Origin of the sequence: Synechocystis sp. PCC 6803 substr. PCC-P, assembly GCF_000284455.1 — a bacterium.
Taxonomy (GTDB): Bacteria; Cyanobacteriota; Cyanobacteriia; order Cyanobacteriales; family Microcystaceae; genus Synechocystis.
This window is the reverse complement of the sequence record NC_017039.1, coordinates 1,249,324-1,271,357: the sequence shown is the minus strand read 5'-3', so window position 1 is coordinate 1,271,357 and position 22,034 is coordinate 1,249,324. Positions and strand designations below refer to the sequence as shown.

Annotated in this window: 21 protein-coding genes and 1 riboswitch; of the genes, 14 read left to right on the top strand and 7 right to left on the bottom strand. The window is 48.6% G+C overall.

Going from position 1 to position 22,034, the window contains the following annotated elements; translation table 11 throughout:
• Window positions 1-11 precede the first annotated feature (11 nt).
• On the bottom strand, window positions 12-1,217 hold the full coding sequence (locus SYNPCCP_RS05955) for an aminotransferase class V-fold PLP-dependent enzyme (RefSeq protein WP_010872355.1): 1,206 nt from the start codon (window positions 1,215-1,217) through the stop codon (window positions 12-14).
• Between the two features lie 108 nt (window positions 1,218-1,325).
• Here SYNPCCP_RS05955 and SYNPCCP_RS05950 point away from each other — a divergent pair, with 108 nt between their 5' ends.
• The gene (locus SYNPCCP_RS05950; protein WP_020861667.1) at window positions 1,326-2,879 is read left to right on the top strand and encodes a glycosyltransferase family 39 protein; all 1,554 of its coding nucleotides are present in this window, start codon (window positions 1,326-1,328) and stop codon (window positions 2,877-2,879) included.
• On the opposite strand, the gene SYNPCCP_RS05945 is transcribed toward SYNPCCP_RS05950, so the two are convergent.
• Window positions 2,876-3,898, bottom strand: coding sequence for a methylenetetrahydrofolate reductase (locus SYNPCCP_RS05945; protein WP_010872353.1), 1,023 nt, complete (start codon window positions 3,896-3,898; stop codon window positions 2,876-2,878). The genes SYNPCCP_RS05950 and SYNPCCP_RS05945 overlap by 4 nt on opposite strands.
• Window positions 3,899-3,977: 79 nt before the next feature.
• Between SYNPCCP_RS05945 and SYNPCCP_RS05940 the strand changes: the two genes are divergently transcribed.
• Window positions 3,978-4,097: a photosystem II protein Y gene (locus tag SYNPCCP_RS05940; RefSeq protein ID WP_010872352.1), complete on the top strand. Its 120-nt coding sequence runs from the start codon at window positions 3,978-3,980 to the stop codon at window positions 4,095-4,097.
• Here the strand turns inward: SYNPCCP_RS05940 and SYNPCCP_RS17315 are convergent.
• Entirely contained in the window at window positions 4,080-4,256 is a 177-nt protein-coding gene (locus tag SYNPCCP_RS17315) for a hypothetical protein (RefSeq protein WP_158299074.1), read from the bottom strand. The genes SYNPCCP_RS05940 and SYNPCCP_RS17315 overlap by 18 nt on opposite strands.
• Before the next feature lie 79 nt (window positions 4,257-4,335).
• Between SYNPCCP_RS17315 and SYNPCCP_RS05935 the strand changes: the two genes are divergently transcribed.
• The 4 genes from SYNPCCP_RS05935 to SYNPCCP_RS16755 all read left to right on the top strand — a co-directional run bounded on the left by SYNPCCP_RS05935 (window position 4,336) and on the right by SYNPCCP_RS16755 (window position 8,872).
• The gene (locus SYNPCCP_RS05935; protein WP_010872351.1) at window positions 4,336-4,593 is read left to right on the top strand and encodes a chlororespiratory reduction protein 7; all 258 of its coding nucleotides are present in this window, start codon (window positions 4,336-4,338) and stop codon (window positions 4,591-4,593) included.
• Between the two features lie 134 nt (window positions 4,594-4,727).
• A complete protein-coding gene (gene gyrB, locus SYNPCCP_RS05930; protein WP_020861663.1) occupies window positions 4,728-7,958 on the top strand; it encodes a DNA topoisomerase (ATP-hydrolyzing) subunit B in 3,231 nt (1,076 codons plus the stop codon).
• A 148-nt stretch (window positions 7,959-8,106) separates the two neighbouring features.
• Complete coding sequence (locus SYNPCCP_RS05925) at window positions 8,107-8,463, top strand: hypothetical protein (RefSeq protein ID WP_010872349.1); 357 nt, start codon at window positions 8,107-8,109, stop codon at window positions 8,461-8,463.
• Window positions 8,456-8,872, top strand: a complete 417-nt coding sequence (locus SYNPCCP_RS16755; protein ID WP_010872348.1) for an HNH endonuclease — start codon at window positions 8,456-8,458, stop codon at window positions 8,870-8,872. The genes SYNPCCP_RS05925 and SYNPCCP_RS16755 overlap by 8 nt, the downstream gene beginning before the upstream one ends.
• A 153-nt stretch (window positions 8,873-9,025) precedes the next feature.
• On the opposite strand, the gene ispG is transcribed toward SYNPCCP_RS16755, so the two are convergent.
• A complete protein-coding gene (gene ispG / locus SYNPCCP_RS05920; protein ID WP_010872347.1) occupies window positions 9,026-10,237 on the bottom strand; it encodes a (E)-4-hydroxy-3-methylbut-2-enyl-diphosphate synthase in 1,212 nt (403 codons plus the stop codon).
• Window positions 10,238-10,292: 55 nt separating this feature from the next.
• Window positions 10,293-10,931, bottom strand: coding sequence for a HupE/UreJ family protein (locus tag SYNPCCP_RS05915; protein WP_060492345.1), 639 nt, complete (start codon window positions 10,929-10,931; stop codon window positions 10,293-10,295).
• Window positions 10,918-11,059: riboswitch (cobalamin riboswitch) on the bottom strand. It overlaps the preceding gene by 14 nt.
• Window positions 11,060-11,233: 174 nt before the next feature.
• On the opposite strand from SYNPCCP_RS05915, the gene SYNPCCP_RS05910 reads away from it, so the two are divergent.
• From SYNPCCP_RS05910 to SYNPCCP_RS05895, 4 genes are all read left to right on the top strand, one after another.
• The gene (locus SYNPCCP_RS05910) at window positions 11,234-12,526 is read left to right on the top strand and encodes a pitrilysin family protein (protein ID WP_010872345.1); all 1,293 of its coding nucleotides are present in this window, start codon (window positions 11,234-11,236) and stop codon (window positions 12,524-12,526) included.
• A gap of 8 nt (window positions 12,527-12,534) precedes the next feature.
• The gene (locus SYNPCCP_RS05905; protein ID WP_010872344.1) at window positions 12,535-13,842 is read left to right on the top strand and encodes a pitrilysin family protein; all 1,308 of its coding nucleotides are present in this window, start codon (window positions 12,535-12,537) and stop codon (window positions 13,840-13,842) included.
• 180 nt (window positions 13,843-14,022) lie between these two features.
• On the top strand, window positions 14,023-15,381 hold the full coding sequence (gene murD, locus SYNPCCP_RS05900; RefSeq protein ID WP_010872343.1) for a UDP-N-acetylmuramoyl-L-alanine--D-glutamate ligase: 1,359 nt from the start codon (window positions 14,023-14,025) through the stop codon (window positions 15,379-15,381).
• Window positions 15,382-15,534: 153 nt separating this feature from the next.
• Window positions 15,535-16,161: a 7-carboxy-7-deazaguanine synthase QueE gene (locus SYNPCCP_RS05895; RefSeq protein ID WP_010872342.1), complete on the top strand. Its 627-nt coding sequence runs from the start codon at window positions 15,535-15,537 to the stop codon at window positions 16,159-16,161.
• Between the two features lie 84 nt (window positions 16,162-16,245).
• Here the strand turns inward: SYNPCCP_RS05895 and SYNPCCP_RS05890 are convergent, their stop codons facing one another.
• The gene (locus SYNPCCP_RS05890; RefSeq protein ID WP_020861660.1) at window positions 16,246-16,449 is read right to left on the bottom strand and encodes a hypothetical protein; all 204 of its coding nucleotides are present in this window, start codon (window positions 16,447-16,449) and stop codon (window positions 16,246-16,248) included.
• A 97-nt stretch (window positions 16,450-16,546) separates the two neighbouring features.
• Between SYNPCCP_RS05890 and SYNPCCP_RS05885 the strand changes: the two genes are divergently transcribed.
• From SYNPCCP_RS05885 to SYNPCCP_RS05870, 4 genes are all read left to right on the top strand, one after another.
• Window positions 16,547-17,503: an RNA polymerase sigma factor, RpoD/SigA family gene (locus SYNPCCP_RS05885; protein WP_010872341.1), complete on the top strand. Its 957-nt coding sequence runs from the start codon at window positions 16,547-16,549 to the stop codon at window positions 17,501-17,503.
• 159 nt (window positions 17,504-17,662) lie between these two features.
• Window positions 17,663-18,250, top strand: coding sequence for a DUF1997 domain-containing protein (locus SYNPCCP_RS05880; protein ID WP_010872340.1), 588 nt, complete (start codon window positions 17,663-17,665; stop codon window positions 18,248-18,250).
• A gap of 53 nt (window positions 18,251-18,303) precedes the next feature.
• Complete coding sequence (sfsA, locus tag SYNPCCP_RS05875; RefSeq protein WP_010872339.1) at window positions 18,304-19,017, top strand: DNA/RNA nuclease SfsA; 714 nt, start codon at window positions 18,304-18,306, stop codon at window positions 19,015-19,017.
• A gap of 61 nt (window positions 19,018-19,078) precedes the next feature.
• Window positions 19,079-19,693: a hypothetical protein gene (locus SYNPCCP_RS05870; RefSeq protein WP_010872338.1), complete on the top strand. Its 615-nt coding sequence runs from the start codon at window positions 19,079-19,081 to the stop codon at window positions 19,691-19,693.
• A gap of 57 nt (window positions 19,694-19,750) precedes the next feature.
• On the opposite strand, the gene pta is transcribed toward SYNPCCP_RS05870, so the two are convergent.
• The gene (pta, locus tag SYNPCCP_RS05865) at window positions 19,751-21,844 is read right to left on the bottom strand and encodes a phosphate acetyltransferase (protein ID WP_010872337.1); all 2,094 of its coding nucleotides are present in this window, start codon (window positions 21,842-21,844) and stop codon (window positions 19,751-19,753) included.
• Between the last annotated feature and the right edge of the window lie 190 nt (window positions 21,845-22,034).

Below are 22,034 nucleotides of genomic sequence, written 5' to 3'. Positions count from 1 at the left end.
TCAACAAGGTCTTAGGGGGTAAATTCAGCTAGTCTGCTTAATAAATGCTCAATTTCCTCTTCATTGGTGATGTAATGGCAACAGGCCCGGACACAGTCTGGGTCAGCGATGGTGCGGAGATAGATGCGTTGTTCCTCCAGTTTCTGCACGATCGCCCGGTGGCCTAGGGGAGAATCTATGGTGAAGGATACCAAACCTGCTTGGGGAGGCGATGTGGCTAAACAATGGACATGGGGTAATTGGTTTAGACCCTGCCACAACAGTTCACTGCGTTGACAAATGGCTTGGTAACGTTCCTCGGCGGTGCCCTGCCGTTGGTGCAACTGGAGAGCGGCCAACAGACCAGCATATTGGGGATAGGCGGAGGTGGCCACTTCAAATCTTTTGCCCCCTTCTGCCCAGCCAGTGGGTTCCCCTTTACTGCCATAGGTGATACTACGCCAGCCCACATAGGTCGGGTTAATTTCCCCCAGGCGTGCGGCATTCGCCGTGCCTTTGGCATCGCCATGGATATACAATCCCCCCACCCCAGCGGGGCCAGCAAACCATTTATGCCCTGTAAAAGCGTAATAATCCACTTCTAGCCGGGAAAAATCCAAGGGTAAGGAACCGGCAGACTGCGCCCCATCCACTAGCACCCGCACTGGATAATCCCCTTGATGGCGGCGACAAACGGCCATAATTTCTCCTAGGGGCAATACCTGGCCAGTATTCCAGAGTAAATGGCTGAGGATAACTAAACGGGTTTTCGGCCCCAAATGATTAACTAATACTGCGGCCGCATCCCCCTGGTTTAATGTGTCCGCCACCGGGAAAAAACGGTACGTGACCCCAAACCGAGCGGCGATCGCCTGGACGATGGCAATAATGCCGGGATGTTCGCAGTCGGTGAGCAAAATTTCATCGCCCTTCTGCCAATCTATGCCCCAAAGCACAATGTCACAGCCCGTGGTGACGTTATCGGTAATGGTGATGGTGTTAGGGTCAACGTTAAAGGTTTCCCCCAGGGCTTGGCGCAGTTGGGCAATTAATTGCTGAATGTATTGGTTGGCGGCAATGGAAAAAGGGCCATTTTCCTGCAAATAGCCATACATGGCCGTAATGGCTTCCAAGGCTACGGTGGGTAAAATCCCCTGGCCGCCAAAATTAAAATAGGTCTTATTCGCTAGGCCGGGAAATTGCTGGCGATCGGGTATCAGGTTCACAGGGTCAGCCATTAGTGGGGAAACATCAACAAAATACCTTAACAAAAACCTCAACTTCCCCCAAGAACATGGGAAAATGCCCCCCAAGTCCAACAGTTACCATGCCCCAAGATTCCGCCCTTGAACTTTCCTGCCCTCAATGATGATCGCAAATATTTACTGCTGCTTACCGGAGCGGCCCTGATTCTGGCGATCGCCGGTTTGGGCAATGTACCCCTGCGGGATTTTGACGAAGGTTATTACGCTACTACAGCTCAGGATACTTTCCTCAGAGGAGATTGGCGTTTTCCCACCTATTTAGGGCAACCTTTTTTATCCAAACCTCCCCTCATTGCCTGGTTGGTGATGGGCAGTTACCATCTGCTGGGCATCAGTGAATTTAGCTCCCGTTTACCGTTGGCCCTGGGGTCAGCCCTGGCGGTGCCGTTGTTATATCTGCTAGGTAAGGAAATTTTTTCTTCCCCTAGAGCGGCCCTGTGGAGTAGTTCGATATTGTTAACCCTGCTTCCCACTGCCCGTTTGGGTCGTTTAACCATGTTGGACGGGGTAATCAACGCCTGTTTGCTTTGGTCATTACTTTGCTTACTGCGGGGGCGGAAAAATCCCCATTGGTTGGGGGGCATAGGTATAGGTTTGGGGTTAATTGCCTTGGCTAAGGGTTTACTGGTGCTGGCCCTGGCACTGTTGTTGGGCATTGTAATTTTCTGGCTGGGGGAAGGGCGAATTTTTCAACGCTGGCAATTCTGGTTGGGGCTATTGATCGGTTTTGCCCCAGTGCTGTGGTGGTACCAACTCCAATTTGCCGAGTACGGGGAAACCTTTTGGCAAATTCATTTTGAGTTTCATAGTTTTGAGCGGGTTACCCAGGAATTAGAGGGCAATACGGGGCCCCCTTGGTATTACCTGTTGGAGATTGTTAAATACACTGCCCCCTGGCTATTTTTCCTCATTCCCGCTGCGGTAATGACTGTTCAACAATGGCGACAGGACTGGGCTAAGGTTGCCATTACCTTTGGCTTCGGCTTCTTGCTGATTATTTCCGCCATGGGCACTAAGTTACCCTGGTATGTACTCCCCTGTTATCCCTTTTTCGCTCTGATGGGGGGATATTATTTAGCAGATTTGGAAGGTCGCCCACGTTATCCCCGGCTAATTGGTTACCTCCTTGCTCTCACCGCTGTGGTGGGCCTGGTGGGGGGATTGTACGCTGGTTTCATCGAGCAAAAACCGGTGATTATCATCATGGGGCTAGTGCTATTTGTTGGTGTAGGTTGGAGTGCCAAACAATATTTGCACTCTTCCCCTAAATTTGCCAAAACCCTGGTGATGGGGCTGTATGTAACCTTGCTATTTCTTTTTTCCAGTCCCCTCTGGAATTGGGAAGTGAATGAAGCCTTTGCCGTTAAGCCCGTGGGGCGGTTAATTAAACAAAGCACCCCAGTTAATACCCTAATTTACACTTCCTTTGCCTACAGTCGTCCCAGTTTGGATTTCTATGGTGATCGCCAGGTGATTGCGGTGGATGATGACCAGTTACGAACTAAGGCGAAGGAAGGAAATTATTTATTGCTCGACCAAAATGCCCAAGGCAGACTAGCTTTAGCCAATTTACAAAAGCGGGGACAGACGAGAGAATTCACCCTATTTTTTAGCCCTACCGTTGGTAAACCTTAATTTTCCAGAGGGGCAATGCCGGCCTGGTCGAGGATTTCGGGAATTAATTCTTCTTTTTTAATCGCCATCAAGTGCACTCCCTGGCATAGCTCTTTGGCCAGTTTTACCTGTTCGGCGGCGATCGCCACCCCTTCTTTTAAAGGATCTTCGGCCCGGGCCAGGCGATCAATCAGCGCATCGGGAATATTTACCCCCGGTACCACCCGCTTGATAAAAGTCGCATTTTTAGCCGATTTGAACAGAAATATACCCGCCAAAATTGGTTTGCCACAGCCCACAGCCACCTGGGTCATAAATTTATCCAGGCGATCGAAATCCGTAATTAACTGACTTTGGAAAAATTGTGCTCCCGCTGTTAGTTTCCTTTCAAAACGACTTTGTAGGCCAGACCAACTTTTGAGCTGGGGGTCCACCGCCGCCCCAGGAAATAAATCTAGCCTGCCATCCACCAAAGGAGCTTGGTTAAAATCTAACCCCTGGTTGAGGGAGCGGATTAAACTTAAAAGTCTGACAGACTCTAAATCGTAGACAGGTCTGGCCTTGGCATGGTCCCCTGCTTTGAGCGGATCGCCGGTTAAAGCTAAAACATTGCGTAAACCGAGGGCATAGGCCCCCATCAGATCAGCTTGCAAACCAATCAAATTACGGTCCCGGCAGGTCATCTGACAAATGGCTTCAATACCCCGTTGCTGCAACAACACACAGGCCGCAATGGAAGACATACGCAACACCGCCCGACTACCATCGGTGACGTTAACCCCATGGACCCGGCCCCGTAACTTTGCCGCCACCGCCAACATCCGCTCGGGATTACCGCCTTTGGGGGGGGTAACTTCTGCGGTGATCAAAAATTCCTTCGCTTCGGCTGCCTGACGAAACCGGCTAATGGTCATTACATCCAATGGGGACAACGGTGGTTTGAGTTGGGAGCGGTGACTGCCTCTCTGACAGGAGATCTTAACAGAGTTTTTCCTGTTTGCCGGCTTGGTCATTGCCCAGACCTGTGGCCCGGTTTCCATTCCCAAGGGGTCGGGATTAGGATATAAGATTAAGAGTGTTCGGAAAATTTATATTCTTTTAACAAAACGAGGTACAGCAATGGATTGGCGTGTAATTGTAGTTGTTAGCCCCCTTCTGATCGCCGCAACTTGGGCCGCTATCAATATTGGGGCCGCCGCGATCCGGCAGTTACAGGACGTTTTAGGTCGCGAAGCCTAGGCCACAACGTCTCGGCGATCGCCGATGAATCGAGAAAGTATTGTGCAATGGCCCTTCCTGGCTCTGGGCTGGGGGGGCTACTCTTTTCGGGGTTACTTGGTTACTGCAAAGTTTTTCCACCGCAGAAATTTCTAGAGAAATTTTAGATTGGTGCCCCATCAGGAAACGCAGAAAACTAAATCCCCACTTGACTAGTCAGTGCCAATCTCCACCTCAACAACAGTTTTTAGCAATTGCCATGGTCGATCCACTGATGTACCAAGAAGAAATGTTTGTGTTCTTGGCGGACCAGGAACCAGAAACATTCCTAACTCCGGCGGAAATGACTGCTAAGTTGACGGAGATTTTGGCCGAATACGATCTTCCCCTGCCCCAGGGACTGGATAAATTGCCCACTTTGGCGGCAAAAGCGGAACATTTACGGGACAATTACTGCGACCTCGACCGGGGGGATGGCGGTACTTGGCAATGGTATGTGGTACGTCTGGAAAAATAGCTTGATCGATCCCATCTCCAAATCAGTTCTCAGTCCCCGATATTAAAGCCTTTAACCCTTTTGTGCTAAGATTTTGAGGGCTTTTGCCATCCCACAGCAAAGATGCCTAAGCTCAGCCTGATTTTGGAGTGACCATGACGACCACGAACTACGGTGCCGATCAAATTCAAGTCTTGGAAGGGTTGGAACCAGTCCGTAAGCGCCCAGGGATGTATATTGGCTCCACGGGGCCCAAGGGTCTGCATCACCTAGTGTATGAAGTGGTTGACAATGCCATTGATGAGGCTTTGGCCGGCTATTGTACCCATATTGAAATTGACATTAATGCCGACGGTTCCGTCACCGTAGTGGACAATGGCCGGGGGATTCCCACCGATATTCACCCCACCACCGGGCGATCGGCCTTGGAAACAGTGTTGACGGTACTCCATGCCGGGGGCAAGTTTGGGGGCGGTGGCTATAAGGTATCCGGTGGTTTGCACGGGGTAGGGGTTTCCGTTGTTAACGCCCTGTCCGAATGGGTGGAAGTGAAGGTTTGGCGCCAGGGGAAGGAACACTTCCAGCGGTTTGAGCGGGGCAATCCCATTGGCACGCTAGAAGCTACCCCAAACGAAGGGCACTCCACAGGAACCCAGGTTTCTTTTTTGCCAGACACCCAGATTTTTAAGGATGGCATCGAGTTTGATTACCATACCCTGGCCAGTCGTCTCAAGGAGTTGGCCTACCTCAACGCTGGGGTTCGCATTACCTTTGGCGATCGCCGGGCGGATTCCCTCAAAGAAGAGCAGTTTTATTATGAAGGGGGCATTAGGGAATATGTCACCTATATGACCACGGACAAAACCCCGCTCCACGAGGAAATTATTTACACTTCCGGGGAAAAAAATGACGTCCAGGTGGAGGTGGCCCTCCAGTGGTGTGTGGATGCGTATAGTGATACTCTCTTGGGATTTGCCAACAATATCCGCACTATTGATGGTGGCACCCATTTAGAAGGTCTAAAAGCGGTTTTAACCCGTACTCTCAACTCCGTTGCCCGTAAGCGCAATAAGTTAAAGGATGGCGATAGTAATTTAGGGGGAGAAAATATTCGTGAGGGCCTAACCGGCGTTATTTCCGTTAAAGTACCGGACCCAGAATTTGAAGGACAAACCAAAACTAAATTGGGCAACACGGAAGTCCGGGGCATTGTGGATACCTTGGTGGGGGAAGCTCTAACGGAATTTTTAGAATTTAATCCTGGGGTTGCCGATGCCATCATTGAAAAAGCAGTGCAGGCTTTTAAAGCAGCGGAAGCAGCCCGTCGAGCCAGGGAATTAGTACGCCGTAAATCAGTTTTAGAGTCTTCAACTTTACCGGGTAAATTGGCAGACTGTAGCTCCAAAGATCCCTCGGAATCGGAAATTTTCATCGTGGAAGGAGACTCTGCCGGCGGCTGTTTTTCTGGAGATACATTAGTCGCTTTAACTGATGGTCGTAGCGTTAGCTTTGAGCAATTGGTTGAAGAAGAAAAACAAGGAAAACAAAACTTTTGTTATACCATCCGCCATGATGGTTCTATAGGGGTTGAAAAAATCATCAATGCCCGCAAAACAAAAACTAATGCGAAGGTAATCAAGGTTACGTTGGACAATGGTGAGTCTATTATTTGCACCCCGGATCATAAATTCATGTTGCGGGATGGGAGCTACAAATGTGCGATGGATTTAACTCTCGATGATTCGTTAATGCCGTTACACCGAAAAATTTCGACTACGGAAGATTCTGGTATTACAATTGATGGCTATGAAATGGTTTGGAGTCCCCGTTCCGATAGCTGGCTATTTACCCATTTAGTTGCAGACTGGTATAATCGTTGGCAGGGAATTTATATTGCAGAAGAAAAACAACATTGCCATCACAAAGACTTTAATAAGCGGAATAATAATCCCGATAATTTAATTCGCTTATCCCCTGAAAAACATTTAGCGCTTCACCGTAAGCACATTAGTAAAACATTACATCGCCCTGATGTGGTAGAGAAATGTCGTCGAATTCACCAAAGTCCTGAGTTTCGACGGAAAATGAGCGCAAGGATGCAATCACCGGAAACACGGGCAATTTTGTCCAAACAGGCCCAGGCCCAATGGCAAAATGAAACCTATAAATTAACAATGATGGAAAGTTGGCGTAGTTTCTACGACAGTAATGAGGATTATCGTCAGCAAAATGCAGAACAGCTAAATCGTGCTCAACAGGAATATTGGGCGCAGGCGGAGAATCGTACTGCTCAAGCAGAAAGGGTACGTCAACATTTCGCACAAAATCCTGGATTACGACAACAATATTCAGAGAATGCGGTTAAACAATGGAATAATCCCGAATTGTTGAAATGGCGACAGAAAAAAACAAAGGAACAATGGACTCCTGAATTTCGAGAAAAACGTCGAGAAGCTCTGGCCCAAACCTATTACCGCAAAACTCTAGCGGCACTAAAACAAGTTGAGATCGAAAATGGTTATTTAGACATATCTGCTTACGATAGCTATCGAATTTCGACTAAAGATAAATCCTTGTTACGTTTTGATCGATTCTGTGAACGGTATTTCGAGAATGATGAGAACCTCGCAAGGGAAGCAGTATTAAATTACAATCACAGAATTGTAAATATTGAAGCTGTGTCAGAAACAATCGATGTTTATGATATTGAGGTTCCCCACACCCACAATTTTGCTTTGGCAAGCGGAGTGTTTGTCCATAACAGCGCAAAACAAGGTCGAGACCGTCGTTTCCAAGCAATTTTGCCTTTACGGGGCAAGATTTTAAATATTGAAAAAACTGACGATGCCAAGATTTATAAAAATACTGAAATTCAAGCCTTAATTACAGCATTAGGTCTGGGCATTAAAGGTGATGATTTTGACATATCTTCCCTCCGCTATCACAGAGTAGTAATTATGACCGATGCTGATGTAGATGGAGCGCACATACGCACTCTTTTGTTGACTTTCTTCTACCGTTATCAGCGGGATTTGGTGGACCAAGGCTACATTTACATTGCCTGTCCGCCGTTGTACAAACTGGAGCGGGGTAAAAACCATTTCTATTGTTATTCCGACCGGGAATTGCAGGAGCAAATCAGTCAGTTTCCCCCCAATGCTAATTACACCATCCAGCGTTTTAAAGGTTTAGGGGAAATGATGCCCCAACAACTCTGGGATACCACGATGAATCCTGAAAGCCGCACCATGAAACGTGTCCACATTGAAGATGCCGCTGAAGCCGATCGCATTTTTACGGTGTTGATGGGCGATCGGGTAGCTCCCCGCCGGGAATTCATCGAAACCTATGGCACCAAGTTGGATCTAACTGACTTGGATATCTAGCCTTTTTTCTCCGGCAATGTAGGCATGGTGTTGACACTGTGCCTAGGGATCGGAGTATTTGGTTAATGGAGGCAAAAAAGCAAGGTTCACATTGGCGATCGCCAAAAGTGTCTATGCTCGATTTACCATTATTTAGTAAAGGTTAAGCATGCAAATTACTCTAGACATCCCCGACGACATTGCCCAACAGCTTCAACCTCTCCAGGAAGACTTGCCGCAAATATTAGCCCTCGGTATACAGCAACTAAACGCCAATCCCAGCACTGGTTTGTCTGGACTTACTGAAATCCTCGAATTTTTGGCTCAACTCCCCAGCCCGCAACAAATCCTTGATCTCCATCTTTCTCCCACCCTGCAGGCTGAGATCGAAACTCTCCTGGAGAAAAATCGAACCCAAGGTCTAAACCAGAAAGAGCAACGCCTTTGGCAACAATATGAATTTATAGAACATCTCGTGCGACTGGCAAAGGCCCAAGCCCGGCTTAAACTCCAGCCCCATGAGTAAGAGCTATATTTCCCCATCCCTACGACGTCTCGTTAGTGATCGGGCTAACCATTCCTGTGAATATTGCCTCATCCCTGAAGCGCTATCTCTGTCTTCCCACCATGTTGATCATATCATTGCCGAAAAACATGGAGGCCACAGTACCCCTGAAAACCTAGCTTTTTCCTTTTCCCTCTGTAACCAAGCCAAAGGCAGTGATATCGCTTCTATCGACCCCCATACAGGGGAAACTGTTAGACTCTACAATCCAAGAAAAGACATCTGGACAAACCACTTCACCCTTGAATCCATAAGCGGACTCGTTCAACCCAAAACGGCGATCGGGCGAGTAACAGCTAACCTACTCCGCATCAATCGGGTAGAAAGCCTTACTGTCCGCCAAATCTTGGCAAAAATAGGGGAACTCTGACTCAAAACAAGTGGACAGTCCAGACTGGAACCTTTCATTGGCTATTTCCTTTGCTCCTGAAAACCACCAATTGATATGTGCTAAACAAAATCAAGTATGGGCCCGCTGGCGAGCCTTGCTTAGTTTTTTGTGTGGGAAGTTTTGAGGAATAGATTAAGGGTCAACCCAACGGCCATCGGCCTTGATCAGGTTAATTAATTCCTGTACGCCGTCGGTTTCGGGTACTCGTTTAATTTCTTCCCGACCACGGTAGAGGGCAATGTAACCGGCTTGTTTACCCACATAGCCATAGTCGGCATCGGCCATTTCCCCGGGGCCATTGACAATACAGCCCATGACGGCGATGTCTAAACCCGTTAGATGTTTAGTGGCTTCTCGGACTTCATGTAACACGTCTTCCAAGTTGAACAACGTGCGGCCACAGGAAGGACAGGCCACATATTCCACCATGGTTTTCCGCAAACCCAGCGCCTGGAGAATGCTGTAGCAAACGGGAATTTCTTTTTCGGGGGCTTCGGTGAGGGATACCCGGATAGTATCGCCAATGCCATCAGCTAAAAGGGTGGCAATGCCAGCGGTGGATTTAATGCGGCCATATTCCCCATCCCCGGCTTCGGTAACCCCTAGATGGAGGGGATAATCCATGCCCAACTCGTCCATACGTTTCACCATGAGGCGATAGGCGGCCAACATTACCGGTACCCGGGACGCTTTCATGGAAACGACTAGGTTGCGGAAATCTAAGGACTCACAAATTTTGATGAATTCCAGGGCCGATTGCACCATGCCCTCGGGGGTATCCCCGTAGGTAAAAAGCATTCTTTCGGAGAGAGAACCATGGTTAACGCCGATCCGCATCGATTTCCCTTGATCTCGTAGGGAAATTACCAATGGTTCCAGGGTTTCACGAATTTTTTCGCCAATTTCAGCAAATTCCTGGTCGCTGTAGCCTTCCCGTTGGGCATCGGGCTTTTCAAAAACGTATAGCCCTGGGTTAATCCTGACTTTATCGACGTGTTTGGCTACTTCCAGAGCAATTTTCATGCCGTTGTGATGTACGTCTGCCACCAGGGGCACGGCTTGGTAAGTAGCTTGTAATTTCTGCTTGATATCCGCTAGGGCTTTGGCGTGGGCCATGCTGGGCACCGTTACCCGGACAATTTCACAACCAATTTCGTGGAGGCGACGAATGCCAGCGACGGAACCATCCACATCGAGGGTGTCTTCATTAATCATGGATTGCACCACCACAGGATGGCCACCGCCAACGGTGACAGCGCCTACTGGTACAGGGCGGGTTTTGCGGCGATGGATAGTAGTGTCGAACTCGGGCTGGACAGGGGTCGGCAGGGAAGCGGTTACCATGGGAAGGTTTAGTTTTTAATCAAAAACTGTAGGCAACCTATTATCCCATAAGCAATTACCCCAACAAGGCGCCGGAGGTGAAGGCTAGTCCTACTCCTGTTAGCAGAAAGCCAATAAATCTTAGATTGAGCAAGGTTTCTTTGGTTTCGTACCAGCCCTTGGCTAAGGCATAGACTCCCATGGCGATCGCTAGTTGAATGAAGGAAAAACCGAGCAAATAGGCGGCAACGGGATTCATTTGCGCCCCGACAATGGCTTCTCCATAGGCGTAGCCATGGAACATACCGGCCACAGCGGCTAATCCCATTACTAGGGGAGATGGCAGAGGACGACCCAAAGCAAGGAAGATGCCGAATAAAAGTACGGAACCGGCGATGACCAATTCTGGCTGGGGCAGATTAGCCCCAATTAAATGCAACCCTGTGCCGGTGATCGCCGTGGCGACAAAAATGAGGGGCATTAGCCAACCGTAGCGTAACCCAGCGGCAATCAGGCCAATGGCAATGACAAAAGCAAGGTGGTCTAGGCCAATGACGGGGTGCCCCAGGCCGGAGAGGAAACCTTCCAGGAAATTACTGGGGGTATGGCCCCCAAAGGGATGGTGGGCTAGGAGCCGGGGGAAAGTCAGTAAATTAGATAAACCTGTAACATTCACAACCTGTACCTCGCAGATTTGATTAACGGAATCGGCCATCGTTGGCGGGCATCCTGACTTAGGGCCTGGGCCCATCACAGTTGCGGGACAGTATTGGCTTTGCACCAGCTTTTCCCCGTTACCTCCACTGGCTGTTACCCAATGGAACCAACTAAACTTAGTCCCCAACCCTAGCATGGATTTTCCTCCCTTTTTCCACAGGGGCCTGTGCAGGTAGCCTTAGCTGTAGGGGGACAAAAAATTTTACTCCCGGCAACCTTGTCACGAAAGGCAGACAAAATGATGGGGGGTTAACCGACGGTTAAGACGGCGATCGCCTAGGATAGAAGGCATAGACCCCAATGGATATACGCCTTGTGTCTGTGCAACTGTGCCCGACCAAACCGGATTTTCCGGCCAAAATTTTTACCTTTGACCAGGGGTTAACCCTGATCCACCAGGATGTGCCCACGGTTCCTGTGGCGGTGGTAGATGTGTGGGTGCGGGCCGGAGCGATCGCCGAACCGGATGCTTGGCCGGGGGTGGCCCATCTGCTGGAACACATGATTTTTAAGGGCACAAAGCGGGTGCCCCCGGGGGCGTTTGACCAGGTAATTGAATACAACGGAGGCATGGCCAACGCCGCCACCAGCCATGATTACGCCCATTTTTACCTCACCACAGCGGCGGACTATTTACCCCGCACATTACCCTACCTAGCGGAAATTCTTTTACAAGCAGAAGTCCCCGAAGAATGTCTTTTCTACGAGCGAGAGGTGGTGCTGGAGGAAATCCGGGGCAGTGAAGATGACCCCGATTGGTTGGGATTTCAAGCTCTTTGTCAGTTACTCCATCCCCAGCACGCCTATGGCCGCTCCGTATTGGGGGATGCACCATCGGTGCAAAACTACACTGCCAACCAGTTACGTTGCTTCCACCGTACCCATTACCAGCCAGAAAATATGACCGTGGTGATGGTGGGGGATATCCGGGAAAAGGCAGCGATCGCCTATATGGAAGAAATTTTTGACCATTTTGGTGTGCGGTCCGAATGCCCTCCTACCACCAGACTGCCCAATCATCCTATCCAAACCATTAAACGGGAAACCCTGCGGATACCGGAACTGGGTCCCAGTCGTTTAACCATGGGTTGGAATGGCCCCGGCATTGACCGCCTCCAAGATAATATTGGTTTAGATTTACTGGCTGTGGTGCTGGCAGGGAGCCATTGTGCCCGGTTAGTGCAACGCCTGCGGGAAGAATTGGGGCTAGTGTTTGACATCCAGAGTTGTTTTTCCCTGCAAAAAGAAGCCAGTCTGTTCACAATCAATGCCTACCTAACTTCAGCCCAAGCGGAAAGGGTAGAAGCGGAAATTTGCGCCGCCATTCAAACTTTGCAAACTACTCCCATCAGCACAGCAGAGCTGGCCCGGGCCCAACGGCTACTCTGTAATGACTTTATTTTTTCCACCGAAACCCCGGCCCAACTGGCGGGTCTGTACGGTTACTATCAAACCTTGGCCACCGCTGAGTTGGCGATCGCTTATCCCCAGATTGTCAGACAATATTGGCCCGAGGCCCTACAAACCCTAGCCCAGCGATACCTGTCCACCGGTGCCTATGCCCTGGTACTTCTAGAAGCAGCCGAATCCTAGCCCTATCTATGCGTAATCATCAGTCCATCCATCGTCTTGTTCTCGATAACGGCATTACCCTCATCTGTGCAGAAAATCCAGCGGCGGATCTGGTGGCGGGGCGGATTTTTTTAAAGCAAGCAGGGGCTTGTTGGGACTCTCCCCAAAAAGTGGGGCTTTCCAATCTCATGGCCACAGTGATCACCAAGGGCACTAAACGGCGATCGGCCTTGGACATTGCCGAATTTGTCGAATCCTTAGGGGCTAATTTAGGGGCAGATGCGGCCAGTGATTACTGGGCTTTGAGTTTAAAGACCGTCACCGCCGATTTTCCTGTCATCCTCGATTTAGCGGCAGAAATTCTGCGTTACCCCAGGTTTGACGTGGGGGAAATTGAACTGGAAAAACGCTTAATTGTCCAGGCAATTCAGTCCCAGCGGGAACAGCCCTTTAACGTGGCCTTCCACCAACTGCGCCAATCCATGTATCCCAACCATCCCTACGGTTACTCCATTTTGGGTAGCGAAGAGGTGGTGCCCCACTTTACTGCCCAGGATCTGTGGGAATATCACCAGGCCTATTTTCGCCCCGATAATTTGGTAATCAGCTTGGCGGGACGGTTGACCCTAGCCCAGGCCCAGGATTGGGTCGAAACTAGTTTTGGGGATTGGGTTATTCCGGAACAATCGATTGTTTGTCCGATCCTAACGCCGTTAAATGCCTGCCCCCAAGAACAGCTCACTCCCCAGGCGACCCAGCAGTCGGTGGTGCTTTTGGGTTATTTAGGAGTCGGAGTTAAACACGAAGATTATGCGCCTTTGAAATTGCTCAGTACCTACCTTGGTAACGGCCTCTCTAGTCGTTTATTTGTGGAATTAAGGGAAAAACGGGGTTTAGCCTACGACGTGTCGGCTTTTTATCCCACCCGCTTAGGTTCTTCCCAATTTGTCACCTACATGGGCACTGCTCCAGAAAATACGGCGATCGCCATTGCGGGATTAAGGGCAGAAACGGACCGATTATGTGAAGAAAGATTGGAGGAAGGGGAAATTAAAGCGGCGCAGAACAAACTATTGGGGCAATATGCTTTGGGCAAACAAACCAATGGGGAAATCGCCCATTTATTTGGCTGGTACGAAACCTTGGGTTTGGGTATAGCCTTTGACAGCGAATTCCAGGAACAGGTGCAGAAGGTAACGGAGGTCGATGCCCAACGGGTGGCCCAAACCTATTTAGCCGAACCCTATCTCTCCGTGGTGGGGCCAGAGGAAGGTTTGGCGAAATATTTTGACCTAGTGGCGGAAGGACAAAGCCAAGTGTCTTCTGCTTTGGTGTAATGCCCAATCAAGCGGCAAAAAATCTTAAATTGAGCCGAAATATCCCGGCTTTATCCCTGGGGGGGTTTTGGTTAGTTGGCGGTGATCCCCCTCAAAGCTAAAATGGTGCGACATCGATGCCAGGGGCGTTCCCTTTTTGCCCCCAACTTTCAATAGTTTTTAACAGTAAAGTCAAACCATATGCCCCAGGCTTGTGTAATTGGGTTAGGACGTTCCGGTATTGCCGCCGCTCGAGTGTTGCATCGGGATGGCTGGCAGGTGACGGTATTTGATCAGGCGGATAACGACCAACTCCGGCATATGGGACAACCCTTGGTCCAGGAAGGAATCAGCCTCAAACTAGGCGATCGCCTGGACCCAGTTAAGGAAGCTTGGCCCGAACGCATTGTAGTGAGCCCAGGAGTGCCCTGGGATATTCCTCTGTTGGTGGCGGCCCGGGAAAAGGGAGTGGAAGTGACAGGGGAATTGGAATTAGCTTGGCAGTACCTCCATGCGGTGCCTTGGGTGGGCATTACGGGCACCAACGGAAAAACCACCACCACCTCTTTAGTACAAGCAATTTTTCAAAAAGCTGGGCTGAATGCTCCGGCCTGCGGCAACATTGGCTATGCGGCCTGTGAACTGGTCTTGCAAAACCAAAACTACGATTGGATTGTGGCGGAAATTAGCAGTTATCAAATTGAGTCTTCCCCCACCCTTGCACCCCAAATTGGTCTCTGGACAACCTTTACGCCGGATCACCTCAGTCGTCACAAAACCCTAGAGAATTATTTCAACATTAAAGCTAGTTTGCTTTCCCGCTCCGCCATCCAGGTGCTCAACGGCGATGATCCCCATCTCCACAGCCACGGCCCCAACCTTTACCCCCAAGCCCATTGGACTAGTACCCAGGGAGCTAATCATCTGGCTGGTCTTTGTGATCCCAAACAGGGGGTTTACCTCCAGGATAATTGGGTTAATGCCTTTGGGGAATTAATTGCCCCCATTAACCTGTTCAAAATGCCTGGGCAACATAACCAACAAAATTTACTAATGGCGATCGCCGCCGCCCGTTTAGCGGGCATAGACAAAAAAGCGATCACAGAGACCTTGTTAACTTTCACCGGGGTACCCCATCGTTTGGAACCCATTTGCACCATCAATGGAGTGCAATTTATCAATGATAGTAAGGCCACCAACTATGATGCGGCGGAAGTAGGGCTATCTTCCATGAAAGGCCCCACCATTCTGATCGCAGGGGGAGAAGCGAAAGAAGGGGATGATCAAGCTTGGTTAGCCCAAATTAGGCAAAAAGCGGTGGCGGTTTTACTGATTGGTGATGCAGCCCCCAACTTTGCAACCAGGTTAAAGGCAGTGGGTTATGAGAATTACGAAATAGTGGAAACCATGGCCAATGCCGTTCAGCGAGGATTAGAGTTAGCAAGTAAAAACAATGCCAGTGCAGTCTTGCTTTCCCCGGCCTGTGCCAGTTTCGACCAATATAATAGCTTTGAGGAACGGGGAGAAGATTTCCGTGCCTGTTGTTTAGGATTGGTTTAGCTTAGTTGTATTTGGTTAATGATGAGCTTACCCGGCCTTGTTTTTAAATCTCTTTACCCTACCTAGAGGAACGGCCGAACTAATGTTATGGCGATATTCCCGACCATGGGGAATTTGGGGAAGTTTGGTGAACAGCTAGTGTTTGAGTGAAGTATGAGTATGGGCCCCATTTCTGAATTGTTAACTGTGTCCTATCCCATTGCGGAAACTTTCCATTCCCTACAGGGGGAGGGAGCTTGGGCTGGCGGCAATGCCTTTTTTATTCGCCTTGGGGGTTGTGATGTTCATTGCCCTTGGTGTGACCAAAAGGAAACCTGGCCTACCCAACACCATCCCCGACAAACAGTGACAGAACTTGTGCAACAGGCAGTTACGGCTAAACCGAGCTTTGTGGTGATTACGGGGGGAGAACCCCTCATGCACGACCTACAACCCCTCTGTAAAACCCTGAAAAACCAGGGTTTACGTCTGCATTTGGAAACGTCCGGCGCTTACCCACTGACAGGTCAATTTGACTGGATTACCCTGTCCCCCAAACCCTATAAGCTTCCCCAGGCAGCAATTTATCCCCTGGCCAACGAATTGAAAGTGATTATCAGTCAGGATGAGGATTTTGACTGGGCGGAAATGGAAGCTAGGAAAATTAGCCCCGGTACTCCGCTCTATTTACAAGCTGAATGGGAAACGGAAGCAATGAATGAAAAAATCTTTGCCTATATCCTCACCCATTCCCAATGGCGCTTGAGCCTGCAAACTCATAAATATTTGGGCGTGCGCTAGTCTCCGGTCAGTGCTGGGGAGCTATTTTCAGGAATTGTAAAGTTTTCTCATAATCAAACTTAAAAACTCCTAACCCTAGAGAAATCAAGCTTTATGGGGGATTTTTGCGTTTTTTATTGCCTTCTTAACCCAGACGATAGCCTCTGGAGGAGTATGTGCTTCACAAAAAACTTTACAAAACTTAAAGAATTGTTTAGTATTATTAGTGGATTGATCCCAGTCATTCCCCATCAATCGTCCGTTTCCAGTTGTCCCAAACGCCCCCATCGGACAGGCATTATCCGTCATTTACCTAGCCCAGTCCGTCTCGAATATTACTAACATGGCGTTCCCTGGGTTTATTGGTCTACCACTGTGATTCTTCCACTGAAATCCCTAATCCAAGATGACTGCCAGAACCAGCCCCGATTCCGTCCGTGCCTATCTCAGAGAAATTGGTCGTGTGCCCCTGCTCACCCATGAGGAAGAGATTGTTTATGCTAAGCAAATCCAACAGGTTGTTAGCCTCAACGAAATCAAGAAGTCTTTGGCCGAAGGCAAGGATGGCGAGCCGGTTTCCCCCAGCGAGTGGGCTAAGGCGGCCGATTTGTCCATTCGAGAATTAGAAAAAGCCATCAAGGAAGGGGAACGGGCCAAGCGCAAAATGGTGGAGGCTAACCTCCGGCTGGTGGTATCTGTCGCCAAAAAATATCTCAAGCGTAATCTAGACCTACTTGACCTCATCCAAGAGGGCACCATTGGTATGCAACGGGGGGTAGAGAAGTTTGACCCCACCAAGGGTTATCGGTTTTCCACCTATGCCTATTGGTGGATCCGCCAGGCCATCACCAGGGCGATCGCCGAAAAGAGCCGCACCATCCGTTTACCAATCCACATTACGGAAAAGTTAAACAAAATTAAAAAAGCCCAAAGACAACTTTCCCAGGAAAAGGGTCGGGCCGCTTCCATTGCGGAATTGGCGGAACATCTAGAATTAACTCCCAAGCAAGTGCGGGAATATTTGGAGCGCTCTCGCCATCCCCTTTCCTTGGATTTACGGGTGGGGGACAACCAAGATACTGAGTTAGGGGATTTGTTGGAAGACGACGGTCCTTTACCAGAGGATTTTGCCACCTATGCCTCCCTACAGTTGGATCTCGATAGCCTGATGGCGGAATTAACGCCCCAACAACGGGAAGTTCTCATTCTCCGCTTTGGCCTCAATGATGGCCAACCCCTAACCTTGGCGAGCATTGGCTCCATGCTCAGCATCAGTCGGGAACGGGTGCGGCAGATTGAGCGGGAAGCCCTAAATAAATTACGCAAACGCAAGTCCATGATCCAGGAATATTTAGCTAGCTAAAGAAAAGCTAACTTTCATTACGTTACCCCTGGTTTTGACGGGATCAATGGCCTAAAAACCGTATAATCCCTACCAGCATTTTTAAGAAATGTAAATAAATTTAACAATTCTCCTTTTCAGCAAACCTCACCCCTGGAATAAAAGGAACAACAATAAATTATGCGAGTTACCTTTTCCGCCACCGAACAATTACAACTGCGGCAGTCTGAACCTCTGCCTAGTTTGCAGCACTATTTACGCCAACCCCAGCGCCTAGTCCAGGCGATCGCCGACCCTAAATTGATGGAAGTGCTACCAGGCGATCAGTTTAGATTGAAAATGCGACCGCTCAATTTTTTAGATATTTATCATTTTCAACCCACAGTGGTACTGAAAGTGTGGGCCAACGCCACTGGCACTGTATTTTTAGAATCGGAAAGCTGTGAAATCCGGGGCATCGACTATATTAACCATCGCTTTAGTTTGCAATTAAAAGGTCGTTTGGCTCCCTATTGCCAAGATGGCCATACCCTCCTCCAGGGCAAAGCAGATTTGCAAGTGGGAGTAGATTTGCCCCAGGCCCTTTGGTTAACTCCAAAGCCGTTGTTAGAAATGGCGGCCAATGGTCTATTGCGGGGAGTTTTGGCCCGCATCAAACAACGACTCCAAGGACAACTATTGGCAGATTATCAACAGTGGTTGGCCCAGCAGAATGATAATCTAGTAACCCAGGCTTCTCCCACTGCTGAAGCTTTGGAAGCAATTTAGTTACTCAACTATTTAAAGACGATTTCCTCGGTGGGCCCAGTTAAACAAAATTAATGGACTTTCTCTATCCCTATCCGCCTCTAATTAGTGGCATTTTGGTAAAACGCTACAAACGCTTTTTAGCTGATGTGGAGTTAGATAATGGTGAGATAGTCACAGCTCATTGTCCTAACACTGGCCCCATGACAGGGGTGTGCCAAGTTGGGGCGCAGGTCTACCTGTCTAAGAGTGATAATCCCCAGCGTAAATTAGCCTATACCTGGGAAATGATCCAAATTGATGGTACGTGGGTTGGGGTAAACACTGCCTTGCCCAATCGGGTCATCAAGCAGGCTTTGGCTGATAGGATTTTTCCTAACTTAACGAACAGCTACGATACTTTTAAGCCCGAAGTTCCCTATGGTAAAGATAAAAAAAGTCGTATTGACTTTTTGCTCACTAAGCCAGAAGAAAAGTCAATTTATGTAGAAGTAAAAAATACTACCTTGTCCCAAGAAAAATTGGCTTTATTTCCCGATACGGAAACCACCAGAGGGCAAAAACATCTCCAGGAGTTAATAGATATTCTCCCTACAGCCCGGGCAGTGATGCTTTACTTCATCAATCGGGGTGATTGTACCCATTTTTCCCCCGGAGATGCCTACGATCGCCGTTATGGAGAACTATTCCGTCAGGCGATCGCCGCTGGGGTGGAGGTAATGCCCTGTCGATTTATGGTTAATCCGGAGGGGGTTAAATTCCTTGGCATGGCAGAGTTAGTGGTTTGACAATTTATTCGGAGAGTTAAAATAGACTATCTCCCTAGTTTCAGTCCCTGCTACTACTACCATGGCCACCACCGCCGATGACGTCTGGCAAATATTAGCCGAACTTGCCGCCTCCCAAAAACAGACCCAGCAAAATTTGCGTGAGACCGAGCGCCTCTTTAAGGAACAGGGACAAGAGCTTGATCGCCGTTTTCAAGAAACTGATCGCCGCTTCCAAGAGACAGAGCGTTACATCAAACGAGTTAGTAGGGATGTGGGTAAACTCAGTAATCGGTTGGGGGAATTTGTGGAATGGCAAGTTAGACCCGCTGTGGTGGGACTGTTTCAGGATAGAGGCATTGACGTCCATGAGTTTCATCCTGGCGTATCGGTACAACGGGAAGATGGGGGATTAGAAATTGACCTGTTAGTAGTCAATGAAACCCAAGCTATTTTAATTGAAGTAAAAAGTAAGTTAACGGAAAAGGATGTGGATGAGCATCTGGAACGGTTGGGTAAATTCAAACAGTTTATGCCCCGCTACCGGGATGTTAAAGCTTTAGGTGCAGTGGCAGCCATGGTGTTAAGCCAAGAAGTGGTCAGCTATGCCTATGGTAAGGGTCTGTTTGTGCTAGCTCCGTCCGGGGACACGTTGGTGATTTTAAATGATGCCAATTTTCGGCCCAGCTATTGGTAGTTTGGAGGGCAAAATCAAGGTAATTCAAGGGATCATTTTAACTAATTAAGAGTAAAATTATTTAACTTGCAAAGCTGTAATTACCACCGTATTAATAATATCCTCCACTAAACAACCCCGACTTAGATCATTAACTGGTTTATTTAATCCTTGTAAAATGGGGCCAATGGCGATCGCCTTTGTTTCTCTTTGCACTGCCTTGTAAGTATTGTTACCGGTATTTAAATCGGGAAAAATAAACACCGTTGCTTTACCCGCCACCGCTGACCCAGGCATTTTTTGGGCCGCCACTGTGGAATCCACCGCCGCATCATACTGGATCGGCCCTTCCAATGCTAAATCTGGCTCTCTTTCCTTGGCGATCGCCGTGGCTTGCCGCACTTTTTCCACATCGGCCCCTTGCCCAGAAGAACCGGAAGAATAGGACAATAGAGCTACCCTGGGCTCAATGCCAAAATTCTTGGCCGTAGCCGCAGAAGTAAGGGCAATTTCTGCTAACTGTTCTGCATTGGGATCGGGATTAACAGCACAATCTCCATAGACCAAAACTCGGTCTTCTAAACACATAAAAAAGACTGAAGAAACCAAGGAAAAACCTGGCTGGGTTTTAATAATTTGTAAAGCAGGACGCACGGTATGTTGGGTGGTATTGACGGAGCCAGAAACCATGCCATCGGCCTCTCCCAAATGCACCATCATCGTTCCAAAATAGGAAATATCGGTGAGGATATCCCGAGCCATGGCCAGGGTTACCCCCTTATGTTTACGTAGCTGGTAATAGGTTTCGGCGTAGCGCTCTCGGTCTGGGCTAGTTTTAGGATTAATGAGGCGAACTTTGCTCAAATCTAAGTCAATGTGATTAATTTTTACCGTTTGCTCGATCGCCTCAATGTTACCGAGTAAAGTCAAACGGACAATGCCGTGGTTAATTAAGCTAGCGGCCGCCTTGAGAATACGAATTTCTTCCCCTTCCGGTAGGACAATATGTCGTTGGGCGGCGGTGGCGGCTTGAACTAAATTGTAGAGAAACAGTTTGGGGGTAATACCTTTACTGCGGATGGTTTTAAGGTAATTGAGTAATTTCTCCCCATCAATTTGTTGTTGAAACAGCGCAATACTGTGGCGAATTTTATAATTATCCGTAGGGCTCAGGGCAGGGTGGAGAGTTTCCAAACGGGCGGAAGTTTCATGGGTGTGGGTGCTAGTCAGCAACAGGGGAGGGGCGTCGGGTAGCCCTTCAATTAGTTTCATAATGGCCGGTTCGGGATGGTAATCTGCAGTGAGCAAAATACCGGCAATGCTGGGATAGTTGAGGGAGCGGTGGGCCTGCATCACCCCCAGAATGATGTCGCCCCGATCGCCAGGGGTAATAATTAGGGTATTTTTTTCGTGCAACCAATGGAGGGCGTGGGCAATGTGCATCGCCACCACTAAATGGTGATAGACCAAGTTATCGAGCAAATCCGCACCGCTGAGTACTTGGGCATTGAGCCCGCTGACAATTTCCCTCAGGCGCAGACTTTTGAGCATAATGTCCTGGGGAATAGTGCCCAACACCATCGGGCGATCGCCATAACGCTGTTCCAGTTGGGCTTGAATTTCTGTGGCTAATTCGGGCTGCACTCGGTTAATGATTACCCCCACCACCTGACAAGACTCTTGGTCATAGCTATTCAGGGCCATATCGATGGGTTGCAAACTATCGGCAATGGTGTTGCCCATGGCATTGCCCAACAGCAAAATGGGGCAGTTCAACATCTTGGCGATCGTGGTGTTGAGATCAAATTCAAAAGCCGATTCCTCCCCCAAATAGTCTGAGCCTTCACAGAGAATAAAATCTACTTGATCTGCCAAATGGCGATATTTAGCCAAAATTCGGTCTAATACCTGATCAATAGCTCCATCGGAGGCTAAACTCACCGCTTCATGGAAATACAAACCAAAGGAATCGGTATAGGTTTGTTGGAGACGAAAATTTTCCAGCACCAGAATAATGTTGTTATCATGTTTGCCATTAACTGGGTCTTGAATAATGGGACGAAAATAGGCAATACGGGTGGTTTTTTTGAGAATTAAGTCTAAAATGCCCAATACTACTAGAGATTTACCGCTGCGGGCTTCGGTGGTGCTTAAATAAAGGGAACTCGTCATAATTTAAATAACCTCAACGTATCCAGCAATGATTTTTCTGGGAAAATGATCTCGATTTTTCCCACAGCGATATTCCCTAAAAAGTTAAGTATCAACTACTACAAATCTGCCAATTCCACCTACTTAAGTGATAGCGCTTTTAGCCAGAAAATAAACCGCTAGTCAGTAAAGTTTTATGACGAGATTTTAA